Here is a 25,135-nt window from a genome sequence, read left to right on the forward strand (position 1 = left end):
TTCAATTAACTGTTATTTATGTGATCCAGTACGCATTGCATAGACGTATTAGCGACTCTTATTCAGGTTTATTTCAGTTTATCGGCATAAACTAATGCTGACGTAACGCTCCAGGTCTCTGGACCACGTGGCCAACTTGCAGGTGCCAATCATGAATACCAAACAGTCCATACTTACCGCCGCTATTGTTTCCTTGCTCGTTTCAGCGCCCATTCAGGCAGGCTGGAAGGCGCAGTCTCAGGTTGGAAATGATGCCCAGATTCAAGTGATTGAACAGCTGAGTGATGCGGAAGCAGCCAGTCTGTTGTTTATGCGGGAGGAGGAGAAGCTCGCCAGAGATGTCTACCGGACGCTTTCGAAGCAGTGGTCGCAACCGGTCTTTATCAATATTTCAACGGCGGAACAGCAGCATATGGATAGTCTGGCTGTTCTGCTGAACCGATATGCGTTACTCGATCCCGTTTTAGACGATTCTGTGGGGGCTTTTGTCAATCCTGAGCTCGCAGCGCTCTATACAGCTTTGACTGCCGAAGGGGCTGAGTCACTCATTGCCGCCCTCATTGTTGGGGCCAAGATTGAGGAGATCGATATCCTCGATCTGCAGAGGGCTATCGCTGAGTCGACCCACCCGGATTTGATCCAAGTCTATGAAAATCTCATGCGGGGTTCCCGTAACCACCTGCGGGCATTCGTACGGCAGATAGAGAGCCTGGGCATGGCCTATGAATCCCAAATTATGGAGCAGGATGATGTGGATATGATCCTCGATTCTCCCATGGAACGTGGACGGGACTCCCGCAAAGGTCGCCGTAGCCGGTAAGACGATATCGTCATGGGTAACAGATTCAACTGAAGCCCTAACCGCCTGGTGATGGAGCGGGATAGGGTTATGCATTAGGAGGGGGGCGGGAGCATGCACTGACCCCGTACATGCGGAGTTACTGAATAACACGGGCCCTGTGCCCGTGTTTTTTTTGTCTGAATTTTGTTGCTCAGATTCAGTTTGATTTCATTTTGCTGATCTAGGATCACCCTACAAGATGAGAATAGCTGAGGTTTGGAGATGAATGAACAGAAAAAAATAAAAGTTTGGGATCCGCTGATACGGTTGTTTCACTGGAGCCTGGTGGCAGCCTTTGTGATCGCATATTCAACTGAAGACGATTGGATGATGGTCCATTCCTGGGCTGGGTATCTGATTGGAGTTTTGCTCCTGTTTCGTTTGGCTTGGGGATTTATCGGTCCGCGTTTTGCGCGTTTTAGTGACTTTGTCAGGCCTGCGGCAGAGGTTAAGACCTATCTCAAGGAGATGTCCTTACTGAAGGCAAAGCGTCATATTGGACACAACCCAGCAGGTGGGGCAATGATCATTGCCCTGTTGTTGAGCCTCATGATAACCGTAATAACCGGCTTGGGTGCCTATGGTGTCGAAGGCGCAGGACCGATGGCGACCTGGTTTTCAGGAGTAGGTCAGTTTGGTTGGAAGATGCTGGAGGAGGTCCACGAGTTCTTCGCCAATTTCACCCTGTTGTTGGTGGTAGTGCATGTTGCGGGAGTAATGGTCGGTACGCTTATTCACAATGAAAACCTTGTGCGTGCGATGGTGACCGGCTGGAAGCGGGTGGAAGATGACACCATCGAAGAGTGGAAAACCGGCAATGCCGGACTGCACGGTGGGAGGCTGGAGAGATGAAGGGTTTTTCGATAGCAGTGATCGCTTCACTGGCCCTCTTGATGGTGCCCGCCGTAAAGGCTGATTCGGTGGAGACGCTAAAGGCGCTTTACAAGTCTCAAGGCGCTGAGGATTTCAATCTTGAGGTGGGTGAGGCGTTGTGGAATAAGATTTTGCAACACCGGCAAAGTGGCCAGCAACGCTCCTGTGTGGATTGCCATGGCAATAACCTGAAACTGCCGGGCAAACATATTCGCACCGGCAAGGTGATCGAGCCGCTGGCGCCATCGGTTAATCCAAAACGGTTCACCGATCAGCGCAAAGTGGAAAAGTGGTTCACAAGAAACTGCAAGTGGACGATGGGCCGTGAGTGCTCATCACAGGAGAAGGGCGATCTGCTCGTCTATTTATCGGGTCAATAGTACCTGAAGATGGAGCGTATTTTGGTGCGCACAGCGCACCCTACGTTCTATTTATCGAACCATTAGTACTCGAATATTGAGTGAGGAAAAACGATGAAAAATTTTTACAAGTTGAGTGCCATAGTCTTGGCTGCTGTTGCGGTGGGTGGCTGTGGGCAGGTAATGGGTGATGATGACGAGGGCTACTTTTCCCGCTGGTCCAATGAAGCCAGGTCGGGTGTGCCTTCAAAGGCATCAAAGCGATATGTGGAGGAGTGCGGGAGTTGCCACTTCCCCTATCAACCGGGCCTGTTGCCCGCCCAACCCTGGGAGGGCATTATGTCCGGACTGGCCGACCATTTTGGTGAGAGTGCTGAGCTGCCGAACGAGGATGCGATGTTCATTCGGAAATATCTCCTCGATAATGCTGCAGGACGAGTGCATGCCGGGTTGCCCAACAGAATTATGGGTTCGCAGGGAGATAGAGATTTTTCGTTGCGGATTACTGAGACACGCTTCTTTCGTCACGAGCATAATGAACTGCCGCAAAAACTGGTGCAGGAAAATCCACAGGTCCGCTCCTTCAGTAACTGCGACACCTGCCATGCCCGGGCGATGCAGGGTTCATACAATGAGCATGAGATAAAAATACCCGGTTACGGGCACTGGGATGACTGAGAGATTGCACCATGTTGAGTAGACGGGCCCTGGTTGTTGCTGTTTGTCTCGCTCTGCTGGTGAGCGGGGCCGGTGCCGATGATGACTACCGGGAGGCCCGTCGCCTTGTCCAGGGGGGGCAGATACAGCCGCTGGAGACGATTCTGCAAACTGTGCGGAGGCACTATTCCGGACGGGTTCTGGAAGTTGAGTTCGAGCATGAGGATGACCGCTATATCTACGAGATCGAGATGTTGGATGAGAAGGGCGTCGTCTGGGAACTCAAGGTCGACGCAGTGAGTGGGCAGCTCATTCAGTCTGAACAGGAGGATTGAGCCGTGCGTCTGTTGCTGGTCGAGGATGATGGGTTGCTGGTGGAGTCTCTGAAACCCGACCTGGAGCATCGAGGTTTTGCCGTGGACATTGCCGATAATGGCGTGGATGCGGAGTTCATGGGCAACGAAGTGCCCTACGATCTGGTGGTATTGGACCTTGGCCTTCCCCAGCGTCCAGGCCTGGAGGTGCTCTCCAACTGGCGGCGCAATGACAACCGGGTGCCTGTGATCGTCCTCACCGCAAGGGACGCATGGCACGAACGGGTGGATGGTTTTAAAGCCGGTGCGGATGACTATCTGGGCAAGCCATTTCATGTGGAAGAGCTGATCGTGCGAATTCTCGCGCTTTTGAGGCGCAGTCACGACATGGCCGGTGAATCGTTGCAGTGTGCAGGGCTGGAACTGGATGAGGAGCGTCAGCGTGTAACGCTGCCCGGTGGAGAGGCGTTGGATCTGACGGGTACGGAGTTCAGGTTGCTGCGATATTTCATGCTCAATCCGGGAAAGATTCTTTCCAAGACACGTCTTACCGAACATGTTTATGAGCAGGACTTCGACCGTGACAGTAACCTGATCGAGGTCTATGTGCGGCGCTTGCGCGATAAACTGGGCCGGGAGCGGATAGTCACCCGGCGTGGCCAGGGTTACATCTTCAAGGCGGTTGATGGATGAACTCTCTGGAACGCAGGCTGCAGATAGGTCTGGGACTCAGTCTCGTCCTGTTGATCGGGGCTTTGTGGGTCGTGGGCAATCAGTCTGTGCGCGGACTCACGGAAGATTTTGTCGCCTCCCGCCTTGAGCACGATGCAGAGAGTCTGTTGGCGGCGCTGGTGCTGGATTCAGACAGGACAAAGCTGCGCTGGCGGCGTTTGAATCAGGTCTATAGCCAACCGCTCTCCGGACACTACTATATTGTCCGTTTAGGTGAGGGGAATGTCTTTACATCCCGCTCTCTGTGGGACCATGTTCTGGATATTCCCACCCTATCTCCCGGCGATGCAGCGCGTCTTTACAAAGTGGGGCCTGCGGGGCAGAAACTGCTGATCCTGGTCAAGGGATTCCATAAGTACGGCATCGATATCACCCTGGCGGTGGCGGAGGATATGTCTCCGATACAGGCGCGGCGTGACCGATTCAAACTGGGTTTTGCCCTGTTGGCATTTGTCGGGCTGTTGCTGCTGTTACTGGTGCAGCGTCTGGTGGTGCGGCGCTCTTTCCACTCTCTCGAAGCGGTACGTGATGACGTCCGTAGTCTGGAGCAGGGCAAGACAGTAAAGCTCTCTGAAAATGTGCCGTTGGAGATACTGCCTCTGGTGCAGGAGTTCAACCATCTGTTGTCACTGTTGACTCAGCGCATGGAGCGTTCGCGCAATGCGGTCGGCAATCTTGCCCATGCGCTGAAGGGGCCGCTCAACCTGCTGACGCGGTATTTCGATGTGAGCGAAGGCCGTGAACAAACGCCGCAAAATGACCAGGCCTGGGCGCAGATCGAGCGTATCCGAAGCTTAATGGAACGGGAGCTGAAACGCGCGCGCCTGGCTGGAAAAGGGGTATCGGGACAGCACTTCAATCCCCATCTGGAACTGGCGGATCTGGCGAAGACTCTGCAACTGATTCATCAGGACCGGGCGCTCGATATCCAACTGCAGGCCGATGATGATATACCCGTGTTCGGTGATCGGGAGGATATGTTCGAGCTGCTGGGAAACCTGCTGGACAATGCCTGCAAGTGGGCAGAGTCCAGGGTGGTCTGCAGAATGACACTGGATGGAGGTGTGCACATGGTCATCGAGGATGATGGCCCGGGTTTAACGGAACAGGAGTTTGCCGGTCTGACTCGTCGTGGCGTACGCCTTGATGAGACGGTAGAGGGCCATGGTCTGGGCGTCTCGATCGCCAGGGATATCGTCAAGCTCTACGAAGGCACAATTCTTTTCAGGCGTTCTCCTGAACTGGGGGGGGTCAGGGTCGAGGTCGTCCTGCCACTGGAAACCTCGTGATGAGGTACTGGCCCTGGATAGTGTCCATCCGGAAACCCACATCTAACCATAAAGGACACGAAGGTAAAAAATTGATTAGCCATGAATTTTCTTCGTGCGCTTCGTGGTGAAAACAGCGTTTCCGGACGGGCACTAGATAGTCTCTCAAACTCTCCGAGCTGTTTGCGTGGATCGCGCAGTTTCGAAAATAGCCGGACTGCAACCAGGCTTGTCTATTTTGCCGGAATGGTGAAGAGTGACGCTAAAATCAACTGGTAATATTCGATGTCCCGTCTCAAGCAGATTCTATTTCCCCCTCAGTCACGTTATCTTCCAGGACACCGTTGGATCAATATCGGTCTGCGCACACTCCACCTGATCGGTATCGCCGGTGTGGGAGGCGGTTATCTTTATGCGGCGGCGGACGAAACCTGGCGTATCTATCTCGATCTTTGTCTGGCTAGCGGTCTGTTGTTGTCGCTGTTATTTTTCTACGCCAACGGTATCTGGCTGCTGCAGTTGCGCGGGCATGTGATCATGCTCAAACTGCTATTGCTCTATGCCATCACCCTGTGGCCAGATCTGTCTATGCCGCTACTGCTGATGATTATTGCGCTCTCGGGCTGGATCTCTCATGCACCGGGCAGTGTGCGCTACTACTCGATCTTTTACCGGCGGCGTATTGAAACTATCTAGGTCTCGTCCACTGCCAGCAATGTCTCCGATGCCACACTACATGGCTCCTGCTATGGATTTGGGGTGAGGGGAGACGGCAAAAGGGATGTTCAAGATTATGTCAGTTTGTCCGCTAACATGATTAGTTGGAAGTTCGGCTGATTTTCGGCTGCAACTGAAAGGGTTCTATATCGTGGAAGTGGGAAAATGAGGCGCATGATCAGGATTGTGCTCGGTATCATCAGCGCCTTTTTGTGGTTGAATTCGGCGGCAGTCCTGGCTGATATCGAGTTGAAGTTTGGCATCTACACTTCGGACAAGGCCACCGATATGGTGCGCCAGTTCCGGCCGGTGCTGAATTCCCTGGAACAGAAGCTAAGTGGTGAGCTGGGGGAACCAGTCACTATTCGGATGAAGGTTTCCAAGTCCTATGACGAGGGGATCGACAGGCTGGTTGATGGAGAGGTCGACTTTGCCCGCTTTGGACCCGCTTCATACGTGTTGGCTAAACAGCGGGAGCCGGGGATTTCCATCCTGGCAAACGAAAAAAATCGCAAGATAAAAGCATTCAGTGGTGTGATCTGCTCCTTGGAAGGCAGCGGCATCCGGCATCTGGCAGACCTGAAGGGAAAACGTTTTGCCTTCGGTAATCCCAACTCCACCACGGGACGTTACTTTTCCCAGCTCTATCTCCAACAGAATGGTATTCGAGCCAGGGATCTGGCCGGCTACGAATATCTGGGAAGGCACGACAAGGTGGCAGCCATGGTGGCTAATGGTGGATTTGACGCGGGGGCTTTCAAGGAGGGAACCTTGCGAAAAATGGAAAAGAAGGGGGTGAAATATCGGGTGCTCTCTACCTTCCCCAATATGGAAAAGCCCTGGCTGGCGCGGGCGGGTATGCCGGAAAATGTGCGGTTGGCCCTTCAGACATGCCTCCTCTCCCTTGATGATAAACAGGCGCTGAAAACCATGAAACGTGCCGGTTTCAAACCCGGAAGTGATGGGGATTACGACTATGCCCTAACTGCTATTTTGCGGAATCCGGAATTTTTTCAATAGTTGTTCATTATGACGGGGCCAGTACAGAATCTACCGTTGATGAAAACCGCCGGGGCTTACCGTTGGCCCCTGGTGTGGCAGATGGTGGTGGTCATTTCAGCGGTCATCATCCTGTTGGGTTTCGGTTCCCGGGAAATGATCCGATATTTTGAAACGCCCTACTTGATTGGTGTGCTGAAAGAGCAGGGTGCACGTACGGTATCGACGGTGGCTGCGGGTTCGCTAGAGGCTGTTATTTCCGAAGACATACCCCAGTTGGAGACCATAGTCCGCGAGACAGGGTTGAGTAATCCAGGGATCATCTGGATCTCGATCCGCAATCCAGAGGAGGAGATGGCCTCTTGGCGGCGCCAGGTTGAGGTGGCGGAAGATGACCTCCTGAGCTGGGAAGAGGATGTCATGCTGGAGGGAGAGGTGTTTGGCAGCGTCCACCTGGAGTGGCGAACGGATCTTCTGATAGAAGAGATAGAACGCCATGTGGAGAAGCTTAGCTGGATCGTGCTGCTGTCGGTGGTCGTGGTTGGCATGAGCGCTTTCCTACTGGTCCATTTTCTCGTGGTCAGGCCGATCCAGGGCATCAATCACAGTCTGGTCCACCTCTACGATGAGGTTGAGCGGCATCACTATCATCTGGACAGATTTGCAGCGGATGAACTCCATAATCTGAACGAATCAGCAGATGCATTGGCCAGGCTTTGGGATGCCCAATTGGATAAGGAGGTGCAGTTGGTGTCTGAGGTGCGGCTGCGGCAAAGAGCCGAGCACAAACTTCGGCAACACCGGGATACCCTGCAGTTGCAGGTTGATGAGCAGACGCGTGATCTACGATTGGCCAAAGAGTCGGCTGAAGCGGCAAACCAGGCAAAATCTGAGTTTCTCGCCAACATGTCTCACGAACTGCGAACCCCAATGCATGCCATACTCAGTTTCTCGAGCCTGGGTCTGAAAAAATGGGATGCCGCCCCCCGGGACAAACTGGCGCTGTTTTTCGATCGGATCAACGTCAGCGGCAATCGCCTTCTGAATCTGTTGAACGATCTGTTGGATCTGTCGAAGATGGAGGCGGGCAGGGTCTTGTTCGAAATGGGGCGGAGGAACCTGCTGGAAATTGTGCTGGGCTGTATCCATGAGCTGGAGGCCCAGTTGATGGAACAAGGGCTTATGCTGGAGGCGGACTTGCCCTGCGATCCCTGTATTGGGAATATGGACCCAGCCCTCATTCACCAGGTGGTCACCAATCTACTCTCCAATGCCATCAAATTTACTCCGGAAGGCGGCAGAATATTCGTAAGCCTTACCGACCAGGCAGTGTTGAGCCGGGAAGAGGGGGGGAGTGTGCCTGCTTTCGAGTTGACCATCAGGGACGAAGGAATCGGCATACCTGAGACGGAACTTGAATCGGTGTTCGACAAGTTTGTACAGAGCAGCAAGACCAAGACCAACGCAGGGGGTACCGGCCTTGGTTTGGCCATCTGCAGGGAGATTGTCAATGGTCATGGCGGCGATATCCGGGCCGAGAATGCGGCGGAGGGAGGGACGATCCTGAGGGTTTTTCTGCCAAAAAATACCTCAGTGGGATAACAAATTGTGCTCTGTGCATTCCGTCTGATAGGCACAGAAATTCATGCAATCAGGCGTTAGAAAATTGACCCCATTTCGTTCCCGCGCAGCACACTATCGATGCTGCTGGGAGGATTCTGTTTAGCACGCGGTTCAACCATCTCCTGATGTCAGTGCTAGAAGACGTTCGAATGCATATCTTGAGACCAGATGGTGCAACTGCTCCGACAACGCCTTGTGATGGGGGGCTATCTCTTCCAGCAGCGACTCCATCTCCTTCATCTGTCCCTGCTCGATGGCGGCATGAAAGCGTCTGCGCCATTCGCCGGAAAGCATGGTGAGGTCCGACGGTTCTAGTTTTCGCGGTACAACCTGTTTTTTCGAAGCCGCCCCCTCATAGAGGTAACGCACCCCTAAATGCTTTTCCAACAGGGCAAGGATATCGGATTCCCAAAAAGGTTTGCTCAGAAAATCATCACAGCCAGCGGCGAATAACCTCTCTTTTCCCTCCCTGAAAACGCTTGCGCTGACAGCTATCACTTTACACGCCTCTCCGGCTGGAGTCGCCTTGATGCTGCGGGTGGCTTCATAACCGTTCATAAGGGGCATGCGGATGTCCATCAGCACCAACTGGGGCAGCCATTCGAAAAACTCTTTCAGCCCCTGCTCACCGTCGACCGCCTCCCGTACCTGAAAGCCGACACGCTCCAGAATGCTGCGCAGAAGAAGACGATTCATTTTCTTGTCCTCGACGATCAATACTCGAAATTCCGTTTGGCCCGGCTCCAGCCCGATAACATTGCTGTAGTCGGTGCGTTTCGCTACCGTATCGATTTCACCCCGCGAAACAGAAAGTGACAGGGTAAAAATAGACCCTTTACCCAACTCACTTCGTAGATCTATTTCACCACCGAGGAGTTCAGCGTAGCTCTTGGAGATCGATAGCCCCAGTCCAATACCCTCTTTATGTCCCCGATTACGCTTGATCTGGGTGAATTTTTCGAAGATCCGCGCCTGCTCCTGCTCCGCGATCCCTCTGCCTGTATCCTCGATCTCAAACTCCAGGTGAACCGTATCAGGTCCAATTTCATGGGAGCGGGCACGAAAGATGATGCCCCCCTCATCGGTATATTTTGCCGCATTACCAAGCAGGTTGAGCAGGATCTGGCGCAGTTTGCCTGGATCGGTCTGAACATAGCGTTCAAATTCCGGATCCTGTTCGAGTTGTAACCAGAGCCCCTTCTCTTCCAGCTTTGGCCGAATCAACATGATCACATCTTCCAGCAACTCATGGAGATTGATGACTTCGTTCTCGACCGTTATCTTTCCGGCCTCGATCTGAGACATGTCCAGCACGTCGTTGATCAAGGTCAGCAGATGTTCGCTGCTGCGAAGGACAATACCCAGGTTTTCCTGTTGTGATGGGCATTGTCGACACTTCTTTTCCAGCACCTGGGAAAAACCGAGGATGGCATTGAGAGGCGTGCGCAACTCATGGCTCATGTTGGCAAGAAACTCAGTCTTTGCCTGGCTCGCAGCCTCTGCCGCCAGCTTGGCCTGTTCCGTGGACGTGAGAGCCTTCTTCAGATGCTCCCCCGTCTCGCGCTGTGCCACGTAGGCGCTCTCCAGGCGCTCGATCATTGAATTGAAAGTCCTACTCAGATGTGACACCTCATCGTAGCCATCCATCGGCAGACGGTTATGACGGGCTGTGTCGAAAGAGATCTCCCCAGTAGCCTTTTCCAGCAGCCGCAGTCGCCGGGTCAGTGAGTGAGCCAGTGCACGGCTGGCCAGGATCAGGATAAACAGGGTAACCAGTCCGGTTATCAGATAGATCCACAATAAACGGTCGATGCGCTCGGGAATATTTACCGGGTTCGAATAGACTTTGATTTCCATCTCGGCCGGTGCAAATATGCCCGATCTGCCAATCGCCGCAGTCGCGGTAATAAAATTGGGGCTGGCGTTTCCAAGAGTCTTTGTCTTTCGCTGCTTATCGATCGTATTGGTGAAGCCAATGGTTAAAGCATCTTCAAGGTAGCGGGAGTAGGAAGATGGCTGAAAGTCCGGTGCTCCAAACAACTCTTTGCCGGTGAACTGGATGACCAGCACCCCTTCCGGCCGGCCGGTGTTGGCAAAGATGACGGGAGCGGCCAATACGAAATAGCAGGACTCATGAGCGCCCACGATGGCAGTACGCTTCTCACCCGATTCGACGACCGCTGCCAGCCACTCTTTGGACACAACAAGTGCGGTCTCATTGTTTTGGGAAAAGGGTATTCCACGAAAGTCGGTCACCACAACAGTGACGGGAATATCGTTGATCTGGCGAAAATTGGCTAGAAAACTGCGCAGATAGATCTCCCGGCCAACGTTATCCACGAGTGCATTTCCGACCAGGGTATTTTCCGACAACGACGACAGGGTGCTGTTCATTGCAGCCAATTTATCATCCAGACGCTGAGAGATATCCTTGGCACTCTCTTTGATCTCGGCCTGCAAGGTTTCGATCATCTGTTGCCGCATGGCCAGATAGGATATCCCACCCAGAATGATGACGGTGACCAACGCCATCACCCCAGCACCCACTGCAATCTTTTGCGACAGGGTCCAGTGAATGGTGGAGAAGATTCCCTGCTTCATGACGGTCTATTCATGCACCGGGGAGAGTGGCACGATGACACCGTCTTCACGGTAGCGGGCCATGAATACCTGTTCCTGCTTAAGAGCATCATGTCTTTCTGGCGTGAAAGGGCGTGGGTAGGAACCGGTCAGACCCTGGTAGCCGTGTACCTGTTCAAGGGCTTCCCGCACCTTGGCCCGGTTTGTGGTACCGGCAATATCAACAGCGCGGGCCAGGATGTGCGTCAGGTCATAGGCGTGCCCAAAACCCACGGGCGATTCTATATCTTCGATCCTCTGGATGGCCAACAGCCGCTTGGCCCGGCTCATTACCCGATCACGGATCTGGGGATCAGCGGTAAACAGGCTGAAGGTCTGAACCACGGAAAAATCGAGTCTGTGCAGCATTGCGCCACTCTTTTCCACCATTTTGCCGCCGGTCACCCCCCAGTGACTGATAATCGGAAGAATCTCGTGGCCATCCAGCGCAGCCAGTTGATGGACCAGTCGGGATCCCTCAATATCGTTTGCCACCAGAATGACTACATCCGCCCCCGCCTCCAGCAGTAGGCGATAGTGGCGTAACATGTCTTTTTCACCCCAGTTGTACCAGACTGGTTTCAGGATCTTCGGCGCTGACTCATGCTCCTGATAACGCAGGGCTGCCTTGGCATTGCTTCGCCCCCAACCGGTATTCGGCACTATGATCCCGACCTGTTCGGCCCCTTTCTCCAGTGCATGCTGCAACATGGTTGGCATGGCGTACCGGTCACGTAGAGAGAGGCGAAAGGTATAGCTTGGGCGGTATTCATGCTCGGTAATGCCGTCAGCTGAACCCCAGGCGTCCAGTAATACAATCCCCAACTCGTGAACCAGGTCGAGTTCATCAAGAAGGACGGGGCTGAAGCGCCCACCCATTATGGCGACCAGATCCTCAACTTCGGCAAATCTCCGTATATTCTCCCGCCCTCGGGCCGGGACAGAGCGGTTGTCACGGATCAGCAGTTTCATCGGTCGGCCGTTCAGCACGCCGTCCGCTTCGTTGATCTCATCAAGTGCGACACGGATTCCCCGCTCGATCGCCTGGGCAGAGGTGCTGTTGAGCAGGCTGAATTCCCCATCCAGCCCTATATAGACGGGGCTACTCTCTTGCGCTGGAGCCGCGCCGGTGAAAACCACCATGAATAAGGAAAGAATGATTTTTTTCAGTCGCTGCATAATTGTCATCTCATACATCCTTGCCACCTATAAAATCCGACCATACGACTCGGTTACGTCCAGAGTTCTTGGCCTCATAGAGATTGGCGTCGGCCCGTTCAATTAGCTCGTCGCACACAATTCCAGATGAGGGCAAAGCTGTTGTGCCCCCGATGCTCACCGAAAGATGGTGTGTGACCGAGGCTATCGGATAAGTAAGCGCGAGTGCGTCCACCTCTTTGCGGATATGTTCTGCGATCATCTCTGCGCCTGCTTGATCCGTATCGGGGAGCAGGATGAAAAACTCTTCGCCACCAAAACGTGCCGCCAGATCGGCAGGACGACTGAGTATTCGCGTCATCGTCCTGGCGATCGCGATCAGTGCTTTATCCCCCATAGGATGCCCCATGCTGTCGTTGTATTTTTTAAAAAAATCCACGTCCAGAATGGCGACGGAAAGGGGCCGGGAACCAATACGCAGGGAACGGCTCCACTCTTTCTCAAGCTGTTCGTTTAAGAACCGCCGATTGGGGATCTCGGTTAAAGGATCGAGCTTTGCAAGTTGTTCCAGCAGATTGCGTTGATGTACGTATTTCAGATGAGTACGCAAGCGCGCCTTGATGATCTCAGCCTGGAAAGGCTTGGTGATATAGTCCACCGCCCCGAGTTTTAACCCCCGGCCCTCGTCCTCGGGATCACTCAGTGCAGTAAGAAAAATGATAGGGATATCCCTTGTGAGGTCGTTTGACTTGAGACGTTTACACACCTCAAAACCATCCAGTTCCGGCATATGGATATCGAGAAGGATCAGGTCGGGGGGGCTGGCCTCCATGGCACGCAGTGCAAATTCCCCATTCGGCGCCACTCGGATCTCGTAGGCTTCGTCAGCCAACAGGCGTTGCAACAGGTTCAGGTTGTCCGGCGCGTCATCGACGATCAGAATGCTGGGGCTGGTATCCTGAAGACCTGAAAACATTGCGTCAAATTCACCCTGTCACTTCAATGGGGAGAGGTCGTTGCCCCTGATGATGTTCTTGTTGCCGTACTTGATGCTCCAGAGGGTGTGTTTGCCGTTGCGGAAGCGATTGCCCTGCACCAGGTTGCTGTCCGACTTCACCAGTGAAAGGTTGTCCTGGGTGGTGCCGTCAAACAGATTGTTAACAATGTGGTTGTGGTCCGCCTGCTCGAAGAAAAGGCCTGTTTTGGAGCTGCCATTGGGATCGTGAGCGCCAATGAAGCGGCAGTTGATGATCTGGTTGTAATCAGCATCCCGCCCATAGAGCCAGCGCCAGGTAGGCGACCTGGTTGCCGTCACCACACTTGCGGGTTTCTGGGATGTAGTTTCGGCAGTGCTCATCATAAACGGATGCTCACAGGGTTGCCATGGGCGGGTAATGCGTCAGCACTATTTGTAAAATCCAGTGCTATTGGGGCGATTATTAGTTTGATTTCATCGGCGCACCTATCCTGAAGCTTTGGGAAGTGTTGATCGGAAGTTTCAGTCTGGTGGGGGAAGCGGCTCCCGTGTCGGATCTCGCCCAGGCAGCGATCGAGGCGAAGTATTCGGGCGCCGGGCTTGGCCGCAATAGCCTCGCCGAAGTCAGCAAGCAGATAGGCGTGGATGCCGGAGAGGCGGAGGCCTTCGAGCAGTTGTGGGAATGTTACGAGTTGAGTTCCATCGACCTGCTCAAGCTGATCCTTGTGGCTGAATAGATCAGCTGGTCGCAACCTGACGGTGTGTAGGAGCGGCGGTGCCCCGCCGCGATTTACCCGCTAACGGAGCAATCGCCGCGGGGCGCCGCTCCTACTTACTCCCGTTCCACCTTGGTGGCTGTCAGGACACCGCCATTATCGACATAGGTAACATCGACATTCTCGCCGGGATTCAGGCTGGCCAGGCTGAAGAATTGGTCGTTGTTCAATTCGTCGATGAAGATCGTCGAAGTGGTCGTTACGAATGTTTGCCCGCCCTGGACCATGAAACTGCTTGCGCCCGGATCCACGCTGGCGACGATATCTTCAATCTCCAGTTTATCGGCACTATCGGTGCCAAATTCGATTTCACTGGCCATCAGCACCGTACCTTCCATTGTTCCTTCAACTTCCAGAGGTGTTCCGGCCAGGATATCGCCGCTGTTTCCGTCTTCGAACTCAGTGGATGCGGTTATCTGAACCGTCTGGCCATTGAGGGTGAACTGATTCGTGACACCATCGAAATCGGTGGTGACGATCCCCTCGATCTCCAGCTCTTCGCCATCTTCGGCCCACTCCAGATCGCCGTCGCCTTCAGTCTCAACCTCGTCCGCTTCGAAGGTGGCGCCATTGAAGCTGTCGCCTTTGGCTTCGACGTACTTGCCTTCCTGGGGTATGCCGTCGGGCAGAAGTGCTGGAATAACGGCAAAATCGACAGTGAGGCTACCAAGCTCAAATGTGGTGGCGGTCAGATTCTGTACGATGCCTTTGACTTCGAGTTGATCTGTGCCGTTCCAGGCGGCGGACTTCACCTCGATGCGGGTGGCATAGATGACCCCAAGGCCATCGGAGAAGCCGCTGACCTCGATGACGGCATCGATAGCCAGGTCGGCGAGCAGGATGCCGGTGCCACCGTCGTCATAGATGGTGTCAAGATCGACGATCACCGTCTGACCCATCACAGTCAGGCTGCTGCTGCCTGCAATGTCATTGCCGCTGACGGTGCCTTCCAGCAGATCGGTGTACTCCACCGTCTCCGCTTCGCCGGTGACGCCGTCGTTGTTTCCGGTGATCCGCACCACCATGCCGACCTTAAGGTCCGACTGATCGACCCGTGTCGGCTCCTCGAACTGGTAACTTGTGGTTGTGGTTTCGTATTTGATGTCGTTCAGATAGATGGAACCAAAACCCGTGACGCGACCCCAGGCAACGCCGGTGCCGCCAATGCCGCCATCAGCGGTCTGGGTCTCGCCGCCGCCGCAGCCGGAAAGAATGAGGGTGGTAAAAAGGATCGGAAATATTTTCATGTCAGTCATCTGTAGCCATGTCCTGCTCGAAGTAGTAGATGCCGATACCGGCCTGTTTGCGACCATTGCCTTTTACCTCAGGGTTAAGGTCGCGGTCCTGGGCAGAGAGATGGCGGTCAAGCTCGATCAGCAGGGCCTGGGCCTTCTCTGCGCTCATTTCCCGGAAACGGGGTAGCGCCTCCTCTGGCAGGTTGTCATAGGCCACCTTGCGTTGGTAGCGGGGATCGGAATCGCCCAGCCGCAGATTGTGGTCGATGGTGGATAGCAGCAGGTAGATGTCGGTGCCCAATATATGCAGCTTGTCCTTTTCCCCGGTGCGGGGAACAAAGGCCTCCATCAGGAGATGGATGTTGCCGTTACTATCCTGCTCGACCGTTCCCACCCTGAGCAGTTCATCGAGGATGGCCCTGGGCGGGATGTCACCGCTGTGCTCTTTCGCCAGCGCAGTGAAGCTGTTGACCCCGGAATCGAAAGAGAGTTCAGCCGGGGTGCCTTCCGAAGTGTGGAAGCGGCTGTCCCGCAGCCAGCCGGCGATTACCCTCGCTGCCCGGTTGTACTGCTGGGCAATGGCGGAGTCGTCAGGTCTCTCTATCTTCTGCAGGCGGCTTACATCCTTGCGGGTGAGGCCGGTAATAACCGAGATGCGCGATACTGACTGCTTGCGCCCCGGGAGAGTGAACTCTTTTTCCGCCACATCCATAAATACCCATCTGCTGAGATCTGCAAAGTCACCGTAGCTCATGCCGTTACGTAACAGCAGGCGCACCAGTGGCCGCAGGAGTTTCAGGATGGCGGCGGTGAGTGTTTTCTGGATCTCGTTGGACATCGAACTGATTAAATCCACATTGGTAGCTGATCTCGTTAGTGCTCAGGTCCAGGCCAGCCTCTGTAAGGTTGGCTTGGAGACGGCCTTGTTGGGATTATAATCCCATTTTTGCCCAGGTCAAGTAATACTCATTAATTAAATCCTGCATCAGGGCCTCTCATGGCACAGCGCACAACTGACCTCAGTGCCCTTGACGAGGTGGATCGGGCCGTTATCGTCGGTTTGAAGGTCGCGGTCCGCTGCGGTACGGGAGAGTGCGGTGCCTTCCAGGTTCTGGCCGTGGCATGCGCGGCAACTCCCTGGATTCTGCTGGTAGAAGGACTCATGCCCCTCAGTCCAGGCAGGGTTGTTGACGTTGTGCATGCCGTGGGGGCCATCCAGGGTGAGACCCAGGGTGGTATGGCAACTACTGCATTCACTAATGGTTCCGGCATGCCCCTGCAGCTGTACGGCGGCTACATTGTCGTTGGATCCCTGCGCTGCATTGGGCCAGATGGCGTGAGTGGAGCCGTGGCAGCCTTCGCAGGCAACACCGCCATGTCCCAGGCTGTTGCGATAGAGCTTGGCCGGGTTTTCCGCAAAACGCTTGTTCTCTGCCCGGCGGGGAGTTGCCGATGGATCCCCTGATTCCCAGGCCTGACTGAGGCGAATGGTGCCGCCCAAGTGATCATTGGAATCACCGGTGTGGCAGGATTCGCAGCGTGGCTCGTCGATCCAGGGCTGGCGCGGAGTGGTGCCGTCATTGGCCCCGTCGAGACCGCCGCCGGCTGGAAGGTCGTGTACACCGCCCACTGCAAGCATACCGCCGTGGCAGTTCTGGCAGGTGATGCCGGCACCGCCCATGGCGCCGCGCAGGCACTTGGTAACCTTGCCGGGATGGCACTGGTAGCAGGTCTCTTCCAGAGTGCCGTTTTCCGGGAAGATAAGCTCATCTGTGGCGGGATCCCGCAGCTCACCATGGTGGCCGTGCATCACCTGGGACATCATGGCATGGCCCACCTGCTTGCCGACAGGCCCGCCGTTTCCAGCCAGGTCCAGCGCTGCCGAATAGTGGCAACCGGCGCAGAGCACCGGGCGCTGATTATCGATATTGGTGCCGTGCTTGTTGTCGTGGAGACGCAGGATATTGGCCTTTGCCGCCTGCAGTACATCGTTGGGGTCGTTGATATCATCAGGGAAGATGAAATCGACATCTGGGCGACGGTTGCTGTCGGCGCCTATCTCCCCCAGGGCATGACAGTTCTGGCAGTCCGCCTCGGAGGCGACCGGCAAAACGACGTCCAGACTGGCGAGAGCCTGGCCACTGGCCTTGTCACTGGCGGTAACCTGCATCAGCGGATAGGAATTGGTCTGTCCGGCGTCATCCACCGGCAGGATCGGAACGCCGTCCGCGGAGAACCAGGCGAAGTCTGCGTCGTAGTGCCCGAAGGGTTGATCCTCATTGGCGGCATAGGGTGCGTTGACGCCGGGCATGCTCTGGCCCAGGAGTCCAACATCAGCCGGGGGGTTGCCTCCGAACAGATCGAAGACGTAGGTGTTGCCGCTAGCCGGGTTGATGTCCCAGAAGTTGGTTTTCTGCACGGATCCCGGCAGGTTCTGGCTGGTGGTGTTGATCGAGCCTGCTGCATCCATCTGCGCCTTGTAGGCGACGTCGACTTCCGCGCTGCTGAGGATGCGGGGGGTGGCGCCGCGCTCGATGACCTGGCTGCGGATTACATTGAAAGGCGGCAGGACTACGAAGGTGGTGTAGTCAAGGTCAGCACAGTGCATGCCGAGATCGTTGAAGGCGAGAACACGGTGGGTGTCGGTGATACCTGGGACGCCGGTGTTTCCGTCGTCATCTTCGTTCTCAGAGGAGCCCTCTTCGTCAGTATCATCTCCCTCTGCGCCTTCGTCCCCGCTGCCTTCAGCATGATCCTCATCATCGGTCTCACTCTCAGTCCCTGATTTTCTGACCAGTTTGACTGCAAACAGATTACCTGAAGCATCCTGTGTGACGTCTATCTCCAGTTCATCGCCGACCCTGATCTGCTGCAGGTTGAAACTGCGATCCTCGTTCCACTCGTCTATTACCAGTGTTTCACTGGAGTAGTGGACCAAACTATTGCCGATGGTCAAGGTGCTGTTATTGCTGTCGACCTGGCTTACTATGCCTTCGATTTCAGTGTATGTCTCGGAGCGAAACTCGATCTCATCTGCGCTGACCTGCCCCTGCTCGTTGAGATGTCCCCTGACTTTTATCAGTGCATTCTCAGTAAGCTGCTGCTGATCGCCATCTTCAAATTCGGTTTCCGGATTGACCAGAATCTCCAGGCCATTGAGAGTAAACAGGTCATCCGTGAGGAGTGTGTCGATTCTGCCTTCCAGTTTGATCTGTTCATCTGTGTCACTATCGATCTGTTCCGCTGCGTCTTCCGCCGCTTCGATCTCGTCAGCGATCAGGTCACCGTTGATGGGTGATGTGCCCTGACGGCTGCTGATCTCATAAAACCTGCCGACAATCAGTACGTCCTTGACCTCCGCCTGGCTGTAGTCGACCCCCATAGTTCCCAGGGTGAGTCGTTTTGCGTTTTCATCCAGGGTCTCGATCCGGCCTTTTACGCTGACCTCATCCCCTGGATCCAAGGCGAGTTTTTTCAGCTCAATGCGGGTGGCGAACAGTGCGCCATCCGCATCGCGATAACCACTGATCTCGACAATGGCGCCTTGGGGGATGGCTGCAATGGTGGTGATGCCGGCAACAGCTGACTCAAAAACGGTGAGAGGGTCGCTGTAAACGGTCTGCCCCATGACCTGAAGTGCGCCGCCGGTGCCGGTCAGATTCTCGTCGACAAAGCCGTGAATCTCATCGGAGAAATCTATATTGAAGGCCTCTCCATGGCTACCGTCGGAGTTGCCTTTCAGCAGCACCACCATGCCGAGTTTCAATGCGCTCTCATCGGCAGGAACGCCATTGATGGTAATTTGAGTGTTGTCTGTTTCGTACTCGACCCCATCGACATATACACTGCCAAAGCCGGTCACCCGGCCAAGGACGGTTTCGTCGCTGCGTGTTGCGGAAGAGCCTCCGAATGTCGCGTCATCTCCTCCGCCCCCACAGGCGCTGATCAGCAGCACCAGCAGTGTGGATATGGCTATTTGTTGTAATTTTTTCATATCGACTGTTTCCTTGTGATTGATGCGGGGGGCGTCTGCTTGCCTGTCTTGAGTGTCAGCTCTGACAGACTCCATAAGTGGGAATTATATCCCAATATTTTAAATCGTCAAATAAATTGCCTGGAATAGAAAACGCCGTTTCACGCAGTCGAGTGGCAAATGGTGCCTTACTGGGAGGATTTTCAGAGTGGTTTTCGTTTTTCGCCGTATATCGAAACGCCTAAATGTGGTAACTTTTTGCACGTTTTTCACCACAGGAATCAGACGGATGTCGTTGGATCGCTCTGACATAGAGAAAATTGCCCACCTTGCCAGAATGGCGGTGGACGAGGACCGGATCGAAGGTTATGCCACAGACCTCTCCAATATTCTGGGTTTGGTTGCACAGATGGATGACGTCGAAACCGATGATGTCACACCGATGGCCCACCCGCTGCATATGGCTCAGCGTCTGCGGGTGGACGAGGTGACTGAAGTGAACCGCCGGGAAGACTTCCAGGCCATTGCGCCCAAGGTTGAGAGTGATCTCTACCTGGTGCCCAAGGTGATCGAGTAGTGGATGAGTTCGACTTTGCAGGAATAACTGACTGACTATGCATAACAAAACTATCGCGGAACTGGGCGCGGGCCTGCGTGCCGGTGAATTTTCCAGTGTGGAACTGACTCGTCATTTCCTGGCGCGCATCGATTCGCTGGATGAGGGCTTGAACTGCTATATCACGGTAACCCCGGATGTCGCCCTTCAGGCTGCGGAAGCGGCTGATCAGCGGATCAGTGCGGGCAATGCCGGACCTCTCGCAGGCATTCCTATCGCGCAGAAGGATATTTTCTGCACCCAGGGTGTGAAAACCAGTTGCGGCTCCCGCATGCTCGACAGTTTCATCTCGCCCTACGACGCTACTGTTGTGGAGCGGCTCAATGCCGCCGGGGTGGTGATGCTCGGCAAGGCCAATATGGATGAGTTCGCCATGGGCTCCTCCAATGAGACCAGTTTCTACGGCCCGGTGCGCAATCCCTGGGACCGGGAGCGTGTGCCCGGCGGCTCATCCGGTGGTTCGGCTGCTCTCGTCGCGGCGCGTCTGGCGGTCGCGGCAACCGGCACCGATACCGGTGGTTCCATCCGCCAGCCCGCTGCGCTCTGTGGCATTACCGGACTGAAACCCACCTACGGCCGGGTCTCCCGTTACGGCATGATCGCCTTTGCGTCGAGTCTCGACCAGGGCGGTCCGATGACCCGTAGCGCCGAGGATGCGGCGCTGATGCTGCAGGCCATGGCCGGTTTCGATCCGAGAGATTCCACCAGTGCGGAGGAACCACTACCCGATTTTTCCGCTGGTCTGAACGACTCTCTGCAGGGGTTGAAGATTGGCCTGCCGAAGGAGTATTTCGGCGAAGGTCTGGATGCCGGGGTGGCGGCATCTGTTGAGGCTGCCATCGAGGAGTACCGCAAACTGGGCGCCGAGGTGGTGGAGATCAGCCTGCCCAACACGCATCTGGCGGTGCCCACCTACTACGTGGTCGCGCCTGCCGAGTGCTCTTCCAATCTCTCCCGTTTTGACGGCGTACGATATGGCTATCGCTGCGAAGACCCCAAGGATCTGGAGGACCTCTATAAACGTTCCAGAGGCGAGGGGTTTGGTGAAGAGGTAAAGCGGCGCATCATGATCGGAACCTATGCCCTTTCGGCCGGGTATTACGACGCCTACTATCTGAAGGCGCAGAAGATCCGTCACCTGATCTCCGATGATTTCAAGGCTGCCTTCGAGCAGGTCGATGTGATTTTGGGACCCTCCACACCCAGTACCGCCTTTGGCCTGGGGGAGAAGGCGGGTGATCCGGTGACCATGTACCTCAACGATATCTATACCATTGCGGCCAATCTGGCAGGGCTGCCCGGCATGTCGGTGCCGGTGGGACCGGTGGAGGGCATGCCGGTCGGATTGCAGCTCATCGGCAACTATTTTGCTGAGGCGAAGCTGCTGAACGTCGCCCATAAACTCCAGCAGGCAACGGACTGGCACAAGTTGGCGCCGGAAGGTTATTGAATTTTCCAAGTGGTGAACATGCAGGATGTGGTGAGCTTGCGAACCGCATCGGTAGTGAATGATGCGGTTCATTCTTCACCGCATCCTACAGTTTTTGAAATTTAAAGAGTAAAGACCATGCAGTGGGAAACCGTCATCGGGTTGGAAGTTCATACCCAATTGGCCACCAAATCGAAGATCTTCTCCGGGGCCTCCACGGCCTATGGTGCAGCGCCCAACACCCAGGCCTGCAATGTGGATCTGGCCTTCCCCGGCGTGTTGCCGGTGTTGAACCGGGAGGCGGTAAACTGCGCCCTCAAATTCGGTGTCGCAGTTGGCGCAGAAATAGGTAAGCGTTCAGTGTTTGCGCGAAAAAACTACTTCTATCCTGATTTGCCAAAGGGTTATCAGATCAGTCAGTTTGAATTGCCTATTGTGGGCAGGGGCGAATTGACCATCGAGCTGGAAAACGGCGAGTCGAAAGTGATCGGCATCACCCGTGCGCATCTGGAGGAGGATGCAGGCAAGTCTCTGCATGAGGACTTTCACGGTTTGAGCGGGATCGACCTCAACCGGGCCGGTACGCCGCTGCTGGAGATCGTCTCCGAGCCGGATATGCGCTCCATCAAGGAGGCGGTAGCCTATGCCCGCAAGATTCACCAACTGGTAGTCTATCTCGGCATCTGCGACGGCAATATGCAGGAGGGTTCTTTCCGGGTGGACGCGAACCTCTCCATTCGTCCCTATGGTCAGGAAGCGTTCGGTACCCGTACAGAGCTGAAGAACATCAACTCCTTCCGTTTTCTGGAACGCGCCCTCAACTATGAGTTGGAGCGCCAAATCGACGTGGTTGAAGGTGGCGGCAGGATCGTGCAGGAGACCCGTCTCTACGATGCCGACAGGGATGAGACCCGCTCCATGCGCAGCAAGGAGGAGGCGAACGACTACCGTTACTTCCCCGATCCTGATCTGCTGCCGGTGGAGATCGATGAGTCGCTGCTGGAGCAGATCCGGGATGGGATGCCGGAACTGCCTGCCGCCAAGCTGCAGCGTTTTATTCAGACCTATGCACTGGGCGAAAAAGAGGCGAAGGCACTGACTGCCAGCCGTCCCTTGGCGGACTATTTCGAAGTGGTGGTCGAGGCGGGTGGCGAAACCAAGATGGCTGCCAACTGGGTCACCATGGAACTGGGTGGTGCATTGAACAAGGCGGGGCTGAATCTCGCCGACTCCCCGGTGAGTCCTGAGCAGATGGGTGGGTTGCTGAAACGCATCGCCGACAAGACCATCTCAGGCAAGATCGCAAAGCAGGTCTTCGAGGCGATCTGGAACGGCGAGGGTGACGCGGATACGGTGATCGAGGCTAAAGGTCTCAAGCAGATTACCGATACAGGGGCGATGGAGCCGATTATCGACGACATCATTGCCAACAATCCAAAGCAGGTTGAACAGTTCCGCGCGGGCAAGGAGAAACTGTTGGGTTTCTTTGTCGGCCAGGTCATGAAAGCGACCAGAGGCAAGGCCAATCCTGAACAGGTCAACGAGCTTCTGCTGAAAAAACTCAAGGCCTGATTGTTCAGGAAAGGTTCAGGGGCTAAGAGCGAGAATAAACATAAGGAAGCTCTGAATAATTGTCATTCGAACGCAGTGAGAAATCTTATACCTCGAAACCTGGCTATGCGCTTTGTAGGTTGAGATCTCTCCCTGAGGTCGAGATGACAGTAACGCAATTAATCAGAGCTTCCCTGATATTGCAGGAGCGGTGCCCCGCCGCTCCTGCATACTCCTCGCAGCAGGCTGTGGGGAATCATGTTCAAAAGGATTAACTAACCGGAGACGGGTTGCATGCGTGCTGGAATATCCCCTTTATTATTTGTCGTTGCACTTTTTGGTTTGCCCTGCAGTGGATCGGCTGCCATCTGGAGTGATGTCCCGGCTGGGGATACCGCTGCCCGCGGGATGACTGCGGAACCACTCTACTATCGATCCCTGCAAGCGGATGATGGCGCCTTGCGGCAGGCGCTGGCGGCTGCCCCTCTGGAGTTTACCAGCAGTCAGGGCTCGGAACTCAGCTTGCCCATGCCCAACGGCACGATGCAGCGCTTTCGACTCGAACTCTCACCGATATTGGCGCCGGAACTGGCAGCGCGCTATCCGGAGATAACCACCTACCAGGTTCATGGTGTCGATGATCCCGGTGCCAGCGGTCGGCTGGATATGACCCCACAGGGGTTTCACGGCATGATCACCTCTACCGCCGGTACTGTCTTTATCGATCCGGATGGGAGTGGCGGTTACCGCGCCTACTACAAAGGTGACTACGTCCTGGCGCAGCGCGGCATGGGGGCTGAAAGCGGATTTGCCTGCGCCGTGGACGGGGATCAGCAGACGGCCTTGCGCAGCGATGGGGATACAGCCCAACGCACCAGTGGACAGCGTCGTAATTATCGGCTGGCCCTGGCGGCCACCGGCGAATACACCCAGTTTCACGGTGGCACCAAGATCAGTGCGCTCTCTGCCATGGTGACCGCCATCAACCGGGTCAATCAGATCTATGGGCGGGATATCGCGGTGCAGTTCATACTGGTTGCCGGAAATGACCGGATTATCTACACGGATGGTGCTTCCGATCCCTACCCCGATCCGAATAATGACCTCTCAGATTTTCTAACTCCGAATAGAACTAATCTTGATAACGTTATCGGTAGTGCAAACTACGATATCGGGCATGTGTTCAGTACTTGGATCGGTGGCGGTGTCGCTTTTTTGGATAGTGTCTGTGACAGCGATTTAAAAGGTGGTGGGGTGACTGGTGGTTCTGCGCCTATCGGTGACGCCTTCTATATCGATTTTGTCTCCCATGAAATCGGTCACCAGTTCGGTGCAGATCATACCTTCGACGGTACCGCGGGTGCTTGTGCCGGAAACAGGATACCTGTGACGGCGGTAGAGCCTGGCAGTGGCTCTACCATCATGAGTTATGCGGGTATCTGCAATCCGGAAAATCTGCAACTCAACTCGGATGCCACCTTTCATGGGGTGAGTATTGGACAGATGGTGGCTTTTTCCACTCTGGGTGGTGGTAGCAGTTGCGGGACACTCGCATCCAGCGGCAATACGGCTCCCACAGCAAATGCCGGGGCGGCTTTCACTATTCCAAAAAGTACGCCTTTTGCCCTGACCGGCTCTGCTCTTGACCCAGAACTGGACACCCTCTCCTATCAGTGGGACCAGATGGATCCAGGCTCCCCGTTGTTCCGCTCCTATCTGCCGAAAGATACACCGGTCCGAAACTTCCCCCGGCTCAGTTACCAGTTGACGTGGGCTCCAGGGGAGATCGGCGAAATCCTGCCGACGGTGAGCAGAACCATGAGATTTCGGCTTACCGCCCGAGACGGCAACTCCGGTGTGGATGAGGCCGATCTGGTGGTGACTGTGGATGGGGGTACCGGCCCTTTTGATGTAAATGGTGGCGTGCTGAATATCGCGGGCAACTATCCAGGCGGATTCGCCCAGACTATCAACTGGGCAGTGGGCGGTACCGGGGGCAGCTGTCCTCAGGTTGAAATCTCGCTTCTCTCATTCAGTGCCGATGGTTCAACCTATTGCGACCACAATGACGATGCGGTTTTGAATCTTGGGACATTTCCCAATACCGGTTCGGCGTCGCCAATCCTGCCCAACAGTCTGGTTGCCAGAGGCCGGGTGCGGGTGGCCTGCAGCAACAATATCTTTTTCAGCCTCTCGGATGCGGATATCGGCGTTACAGGCACCACTGCCGCCGGAACGGCCTGCAAGGCCACAGACGGTACCGCCCTTGAACACGGCACCATCTTCGTGGATGCCGGTGGCAATGTGACTATTCCGGATGGGGGGGGTGGCGGAGCGGCACTCTGGCTGCCGCTACTGCTCGGTTTGGGCGGTATAGGTTACACGCTACGAAGAAGATGCAACGCCTGACCTGGTACAC

The 25,135-nt window shown here is 55.2% G+C and carries 22 protein-coding genes; 15 read left to right on the forward strand and 7 right to left on the reverse strand.

Translation table 11 applies throughout. The features are described 5' to 3' along the window. The first annotated feature begins 151 nt into the window (after positions 1 to 151). From HPY30_10260 to HPY30_10305, 10 genes are all read left to right on the forward strand, one after another. On the forward strand, positions 152 to 820 hold the full coding sequence (locus tag HPY30_10260; GenBank protein ID QYZ66341.1) for a DUF2202 domain-containing protein: 669 nt from the start codon (positions 152 to 154) through the stop codon (positions 818 to 820). 243 nt (positions 821 to 1,063) lie between these two features. Further along, positions 1,064 to 1,693, forward strand: a complete 630-nt coding sequence (locus tag HPY30_10265) for a cytochrome B (protein QYZ66342.1) — start codon at positions 1,064 to 1,066, stop codon at positions 1,691 to 1,693. Beyond that, positions 1,690 to 2,094 carry a DUF1924 domain-containing protein gene (locus HPY30_10270; GenBank protein ID QYZ66343.1) on the forward strand — a complete coding sequence of 135 codons (405 nt, stop codon included), beginning with the start codon at positions 1,690 to 1,692 and terminating at the stop codon, positions 2,092 to 2,094. The genes HPY30_10265 and HPY30_10270 overlap by 4 nt, the downstream gene beginning before the upstream one ends. A 162-nt stretch (positions 2,095 to 2,256) precedes the next feature. Beyond that, positions 2,257 to 2,751 (forward strand): cytochrome C, encoded by a 495-nt coding sequence (locus HPY30_10275; GenBank protein ID QYZ67994.1) that lies wholly within the window; start codon positions 2,257 to 2,259, stop codon positions 2,749 to 2,751. 11 nt (positions 2,752 to 2,762) lie between these two features. After that, positions 2,763 to 3,065: a peptidase gene (locus HPY30_10280; GenBank protein ID QYZ66344.1), complete on the forward strand. Its 303-nt coding sequence runs from the start codon at positions 2,763 to 2,765 to the stop codon at positions 3,063 to 3,065. A gap of 3 nt (positions 3,066 to 3,068) precedes the next feature. Beyond that, on the forward strand, positions 3,069 to 3,737 hold the full coding sequence (locus HPY30_10285) for a response regulator transcription factor (protein ID QYZ66345.1): 669 nt from the start codon (positions 3,069 to 3,071) through the stop codon (positions 3,735 to 3,737). Further along, entirely contained in the window at positions 3,734 to 5,065 is a 1,332-nt protein-coding gene (locus HPY30_10290) for a sensor histidine kinase (GenBank protein ID QYZ66346.1), read from the forward strand. The genes HPY30_10285 and HPY30_10290 overlap by 4 nt, the downstream gene beginning before the upstream one ends. 264 nt (positions 5,066 to 5,329) lie before the next feature. Further along, positions 5,330 to 5,740: a hypothetical protein gene (locus HPY30_10295; GenBank protein ID QYZ66347.1), complete on the forward strand. Its 411-nt coding sequence runs from the start codon at positions 5,330 to 5,332 to the stop codon at positions 5,738 to 5,740. A gap of 195 nt (positions 5,741 to 5,935) precedes the next feature. Beyond that, positions 5,936 to 6,781 carry a PhnD/SsuA/transferrin family substrate-binding protein gene (locus tag HPY30_10300; protein ID QYZ67995.1) on the forward strand — a complete coding sequence of 282 codons (846 nt, stop codon included), beginning with the start codon at positions 5,936 to 5,938 and terminating at the stop codon, positions 6,779 to 6,781. 9 nt (positions 6,782 to 6,790) lie between these two features. After that, positions 6,791 to 8,362 carry a hypothetical protein gene (locus tag HPY30_10305; protein QYZ66348.1) on the forward strand — a complete coding sequence of 524 codons (1,572 nt, stop codon included), beginning with the start codon at positions 6,791 to 6,793 and terminating at the stop codon, positions 8,360 to 8,362. 132 nt (positions 8,363 to 8,494) lie between these two features. On the opposite strand, the gene HPY30_10310 is transcribed toward HPY30_10305, so the two are convergent. Genes HPY30_10310 through HPY30_10325 form a run of 4 tightly spaced genes read right to left on the reverse strand, consistent with a single transcriptional unit; the run spans position 8,495 to position 13,520 of the window. Then, positions 8,495 to 10,984, reverse strand: a complete 2,490-nt coding sequence (locus HPY30_10310; GenBank protein ID QYZ66349.1) for a response regulator — start codon at positions 10,982 to 10,984, stop codon at positions 8,495 to 8,497. A 6-nt stretch (positions 10,985 to 10,990) separates the two neighbouring features. Next, on the reverse strand, positions 10,991 to 12,145 hold the full coding sequence (locus HPY30_10315; GenBank protein QYZ67996.1) for an ABC transporter substrate-binding protein: 1,155 nt from the start codon (positions 12,143 to 12,145) through the stop codon (positions 10,991 to 10,993). A 46-nt stretch (positions 12,146 to 12,191) separates the two neighbouring features. After that, positions 12,192 to 13,136 (reverse strand): diguanylate cyclase, encoded by a 945-nt coding sequence (locus HPY30_10320; protein ID QYZ66350.1) that lies wholly within the window; start codon positions 13,134 to 13,136, stop codon positions 12,192 to 12,194. Between the two features lie 18 nt (positions 13,137 to 13,154). Further along, on the reverse strand, positions 13,155 to 13,520 hold the full coding sequence (locus tag HPY30_10325; protein QYZ66351.1) for a right-handed parallel beta-helix repeat-containing protein: 366 nt from the start codon (positions 13,518 to 13,520) through the stop codon (positions 13,155 to 13,157). 122 nt (positions 13,521 to 13,642) lie between these two features. Between HPY30_10325 and HPY30_10330 the strand changes: the two genes are divergently transcribed. After that, positions 13,643 to 13,873: a hypothetical protein gene (locus HPY30_10330; protein ID QYZ66352.1), complete on the forward strand. Its 231-nt coding sequence runs from the start codon at positions 13,643 to 13,645 to the stop codon at positions 13,871 to 13,873. A gap of 95 nt (positions 13,874 to 13,968) precedes the next feature. On the opposite strand, the gene HPY30_10335 is transcribed toward HPY30_10330, so the two are convergent. The 3 genes from HPY30_10335 to HPY30_10345 form a co-directional block, all read right to left on the reverse strand. Continuing rightward, positions 13,969 to 15,168 (reverse strand): hypothetical protein, encoded by a 1,200-nt coding sequence (locus HPY30_10335; GenBank protein QYZ66353.1) that lies wholly within the window; start codon positions 15,166 to 15,168, stop codon positions 13,969 to 13,971. Continuing rightward, the gene (locus tag HPY30_10340; protein ID QYZ66354.1) at positions 15,161 to 15,985 is read right to left on the reverse strand and encodes a hypothetical protein; all 825 of its coding nucleotides are present in this window, start codon (positions 15,983 to 15,985) and stop codon (positions 15,161 to 15,163) included. The genes HPY30_10335 and HPY30_10340 overlap by 8 nt, the downstream gene beginning before the upstream one ends. A gap of 147 nt (positions 15,986 to 16,132) precedes the next feature. After that, on the reverse strand, positions 16,133 to 17,617 hold the full coding sequence (locus HPY30_10345) for a cytochrome C (protein QYZ67997.1): 1,485 nt from the start codon (positions 17,615 to 17,617) through the stop codon (positions 16,133 to 16,135). 1,792 nt (positions 17,618 to 19,409) lie between these two features. Here HPY30_10345 and gatC point away from each other — a divergent pair. The 4 genes from gatC (at position 19,410) to HPY30_10365 (ending at position 25,125) form a co-directional block, all read left to right on the forward strand. Continuing rightward, positions 19,410 to 19,697, forward strand: coding sequence for an Asp-tRNA(Asn)/Glu-tRNA(Gln) amidotransferase subunit GatC (gene gatC, locus HPY30_10350; GenBank protein ID QYZ66355.1), 288 nt, complete (start codon positions 19,410 to 19,412; stop codon positions 19,695 to 19,697). Positions 19,698 to 19,734: 37 nt separating this feature from the next. Then, positions 19,735 to 21,186 (forward strand): Asp-tRNA(Asn)/Glu-tRNA(Gln) amidotransferase subunit GatA, encoded by a 1,452-nt coding sequence (gatA, locus tag HPY30_10355; protein QYZ66356.1) that lies wholly within the window; start codon positions 19,735 to 19,737, stop codon positions 21,184 to 21,186. A gap of 117 nt (positions 21,187 to 21,303) precedes the next feature. Then, positions 21,304 to 22,737, forward strand: a complete 1,434-nt coding sequence (gene gatB, locus HPY30_10360) for an Asp-tRNA(Asn)/Glu-tRNA(Gln) amidotransferase subunit GatB (GenBank protein ID QYZ66357.1) — start codon at positions 21,304 to 21,306, stop codon at positions 22,735 to 22,737. A gap of 273 nt (positions 22,738 to 23,010) precedes the next feature. Beyond that, positions 23,011 to 25,125, forward strand: a complete 2,115-nt coding sequence (locus HPY30_10365) for a hypothetical protein (protein QYZ66358.1) — start codon at positions 23,011 to 23,013, stop codon at positions 25,123 to 25,125. The last annotated feature ends 10 nt before the right edge of the window (positions 25,126 to 25,135 follow it).

This window comes from Gammaproteobacteria bacterium (ex Lamellibrachia satsuma), assembly GCA_019623805.1.
Classification (GTDB): Bacteria; Pseudomonadota; Gammaproteobacteria; order Chromatiales; family Chromatiaceae; genus QGON01.

Excerpts from the sequence above, each read along its gene's own strand:
- HPY30_10260 (QYZ66341.1), top strand. The coding sequence starts at position 152 with ATGAATACCAAACAGTCCATACTTACCGCCGCTATTGTTTCCTTGCTC.
- HPY30_10265 (QYZ66342.1), top strand. The coding sequence starts at position 1,064 with ATGAATGAACAGAAAAAAATAAAAGTTTGGGATCCGCTGATACGGTTG.
- HPY30_10270 (QYZ66343.1), top strand. The coding sequence starts at position 1,690 with ATGAAGGGTTTTTCGATAGCAGTGATCGCTTCACTGGCCCTCTTGATG.
- HPY30_10275 (QYZ67994.1), top strand. The coding sequence starts at position 2,257 with ATGGGTGATGATGACGAGGGCTACTTTTCCCGCTGGTCCAATGAAGCC.
- HPY30_10280 (QYZ66344.1), top strand. The coding sequence starts at position 2,763 with ATGTTGAGTAGACGGGCCCTGGTTGTTGCTGTTTGTCTCGCTCTGCTG.
- HPY30_10290 (QYZ66346.1), top strand. The coding sequence starts at position 3,734 with ATGAACTCTCTGGAACGCAGGCTGCAGATAGGTCTGGGACTCAGTCTC.
- HPY30_10295 (QYZ66347.1), top strand. The coding sequence starts at position 5,330 with ATGTCCCGTCTCAAGCAGATTCTATTTCCCCCTCAGTCACGTTATCTT.
- HPY30_10300 (QYZ67995.1), top strand. The coding sequence starts at position 5,936 with ATGATCAGGATTGTGCTCGGTATCATCAGCGCCTTTTTGTGGTTGAAT.
- HPY30_10305 (QYZ66348.1), top strand. The coding sequence starts at position 6,791 with ATGACGGGGCCAGTACAGAATCTACCGTTGATGAAAACCGCCGGGGCT.
- HPY30_10310 (QYZ66349.1), bottom strand. The coding sequence starts at position 10,984 with ATGAAGCAGGGAATCTTCTCCACCATTCACTGGACCCTGTCGCAAAAG.
- HPY30_10315 (QYZ67996.1), bottom strand. The coding sequence starts at position 12,145 with ATGGTGGTTTTCACCGGCGCGGCTCCAGCGCAAGAGAGTAGCCCCGTC.
- HPY30_10320 (QYZ66350.1), bottom strand. The coding sequence starts at position 13,136 with ATGTTTTCAGGTCTTCAGGATACCAGCCCCAGCATTCTGATCGTCGAT.
- HPY30_10325 (QYZ66351.1), bottom strand. The coding sequence starts at position 13,520 with ATGATGAGCACTGCCGAAACTACATCCCAGAAACCCGCAAGTGTGGTG.
- HPY30_10335 (QYZ66353.1), bottom strand. The coding sequence starts at position 15,168 with ATGACTGACATGAAAATATTTCCGATCCTTTTTACCACCCTCATTCTT.
- HPY30_10340 (QYZ66354.1), bottom strand. The coding sequence starts at position 15,985 with ATGTCCAACGAGATCCAGAAAACACTCACCGCCGCCATCCTGAAACTC.
- HPY30_10345 (QYZ67997.1), bottom strand. The coding sequence starts at position 17,617 with ATGGATGCAGCAGGCTCGATCAACACCACCAGCCAGAACCTGCCGGGA.
- gatC (QYZ66355.1), top strand. The coding sequence starts at position 19,410 with ATGTCGTTGGATCGCTCTGACATAGAGAAAATTGCCCACCTTGCCAGA.
- gatA (QYZ66356.1), top strand. The coding sequence starts at position 19,735 with ATGCATAACAAAACTATCGCGGAACTGGGCGCGGGCCTGCGTGCCGGT.
- gatB (QYZ66357.1), top strand. The coding sequence starts at position 21,304 with ATGCAGTGGGAAACCGTCATCGGGTTGGAAGTTCATACCCAATTGGCC.
- HPY30_10365 (QYZ66358.1), top strand. The coding sequence starts at position 23,011 with ATGCGTGCTGGAATATCCCCTTTATTATTTGTCGTTGCACTTTTTGGT.